Genomic DNA, 2,145 nt, shown 5'->3' on the forward strand with positions numbered 1-2,145 from the left:
CCCTGTTTAAACCCTTATCTCACGTCACTCAATGAGGTTCCACCGGACTGGAATGAAGTTCTGTTGGGCTGGAATGCGGTTCTGCCGGGCTGATAGAGCCAGCTCGAATACTGTCACGGCCTTGCCGGCAACTGATCTCCACGTCAGGCTGACGGCGCGCGGTGCTTTCTCCAATATTTACGATATGCGACGAAAGTCCGGATCGCTTCGGCTTCCATATATCTACAATAAAAACGTAAGAAATTGGTGACGATCAATAACTGCGAGTTTCTGCGTATCACTTCGCAGCCCGAGCCCGGCAGGTGGTTCGTCACGAGCCTGCCTGGTCTCACGAGTGAGGGGCGCCCATGGCGCCCCTCACCACATTTATTGTTGTTTGTCGAATGAGTTCGGTTCCTCGATGCAACGACGCAAACAGCCGTGAATACTTCTTGCAACCGTACGTACGGTATGAGTTAATTATTGACTTCTTGCTATGAAATAAGAACTGCTAGTTCTCGTTTGCTTCGACGGCCCAGAGGACACCGAAACGGTCGCGAACCTGGCCGTAGTGATCGCCCCAGGGCGCCTCTTCGTACGCCATGGCTTCTTCTCCACCATCGGCAGACAGCTTCTCGAGAAGAGCCCGGCCCTCCTCGATACTGTCGGAGTAGACGAGGAATGAGTAGACGTGGGACTTCAGTGGCTGATCGCCGCCGTCGCCGCCGCTGATGTTGACGGGGCCGGTGAGATCGCCGTGGGCGACCCATTCCGGTTCTGGTTCGAATGGGAATTCCGTGTCCGGCATGTCGCCGTACTTGTCGATCTCAAGGTTTCCGCCAAAGACGGAGTGGTAGAACGTGAGAGCCTCTTCGGCGTTTCCGGTAAAGGTAATGTAGGCGGAGGTGCGGATCGACATAGGGTTCTCCCTTCGGTCAGGTAAGTCACACGCTACCGGGGCGGTCACCTGGGTGAAACTGCTCAGCGCAAGTCCGGCAACGCCTTCCAGGGAGGCCTCAGAAAGCACCCTGGGCACTCATCGACTTGAGGTCGACGTGCCTCGTCGTAGTTCCCTGGGAGGTAGTCAACGGGATGGGTCTAGACGCGTCGGCGTGCCCAGGCCCGCGAGCGTTCTCAGTCCCGTGCTTCAACGAGTTTCCTGATAGTGGTCAGCATCCGCCACGTCATGATTCGGCTCATGACACCAGCCCTCGTGACCATCGTCGCCGCAGCATCCGTGTGCGGCTCGTAGCGCTCGCGGACGTGTATGCGGGTGGCTTCGCCTTCCGGGAAGAGCGCGAACGACCAGGTGAACGCGAAGTCCATCGTGCGCGGTGCTCGCCCACCATCTGACGACAGGACAAGTGAGCTACCGGGATCGATATCAGCAACCGATAGGGCAATATCGGGGTGAAGCGGAACTTCATCGCCGATGCGGCGTTCCTGCCATGCTGGCATGATGTTATGGCTGTCGGTTACGTTGCACCCGACGAGGTTCTCAAGTGAGGTGAAGGAATAGAACCCCGCTCTGTCCTGTCCGAGTTGAATCAACCACGGCCATACTTTTTCCAGGGGTGCCTGGATCGTGATGGCACGGTCAAACGAGACCGTAGCGCCAGGAAGAATGTCGTCACCGGGCAGGGGCTTGTGGCGTTCGCCAGGGAGCATCCCAATGTCGAGTTCAATCGCCCGGTCAAAAACAATTGTTCCCGCAGCGGCAGCCCCGAGCAGTGTGGCGCCGGTTTTCCATGAGCGTGACATGACTCCTCCTCGGCCCACGTTGGCACTTAGCCAATATCCTCCCAGCACAACGGCGTGAGCGGAAGGTGTGAAGGTCCCGAACTCGGATCAATCAGACCCCGAATCAAGGTCGGAGAGGAAGGAAGCGTCGGAGTGTGGGTATTTAAGTTTCAGACCTGCCTCGATCCGGCTCTAGCTTGTTCCGGCTTGTGCTTGATTCAGTTCCTACTCGATCTGGTTCTGGCTTGTGCTCGTTCAAGCTCCGACTCGATCAGGTTGCTTCGTGCTCAGATTCTCTCTCGTTCAGGTTGGTGTTCGTTCAGATTTGGGTGACGTGAGGCTTCGGGCTGGCTTAACTAACCCGGTGGTGTCCGATGCGTCGGCCTGGACGGAAGGTGTGAGGGTTATGAGGGAACTCTCGGACTA

At 57.2% G+C, this 2,145-nt stretch carries 2 protein-coding genes; both read right to left on the reverse strand.

The window, feature by feature from the left end; genetic code table 11:
• Positions 1 to 490 precede the first annotated feature (490 nt).
• Positions 491 to 898 carry a VOC family protein gene (locus ACTHUY_RS04975; RefSeq protein WP_441677898.1) on the reverse strand — a complete coding sequence of 136 codons (408 nt, stop codon included), beginning with the start codon at positions 896 to 898 and terminating at the stop codon, positions 491 to 493.
• Positions 899 to 1,113: 215 nt separating this feature from the next.
• Entirely contained in the window at positions 1,114 to 1,740 is a 627-nt protein-coding gene (locus tag ACTHUY_RS04980; protein WP_441677900.1) for a hypothetical protein, read from the reverse strand.
• Positions 1,741 to 2,145 lie beyond the last annotated feature (405 nt).

It is taken from the genome of Flaviflexus sp., assembly GCF_052087705.1.
GTDB classification, from domain to species: Bacteria; Actinomycetota; Actinomycetes; order Actinomycetales; family Actinomycetaceae; genus Flaviflexus; species Flaviflexus ciconiae.

Coding starts and splice junctions, on each gene's coding strand:
- ACTHUY_RS04975 (WP_441677898.1), bottom strand. CDS start 898: ATGTCGATCCGCACCTCCGCCTACATTACCTTTACCGGAAACGCCGAA.
- ACTHUY_RS04980 (WP_441677900.1), bottom strand. CDS start 1,740: ATGTCACGCTCATGGAAAACCGGCGCCACACTGCTCGGGGCTGCCGCT.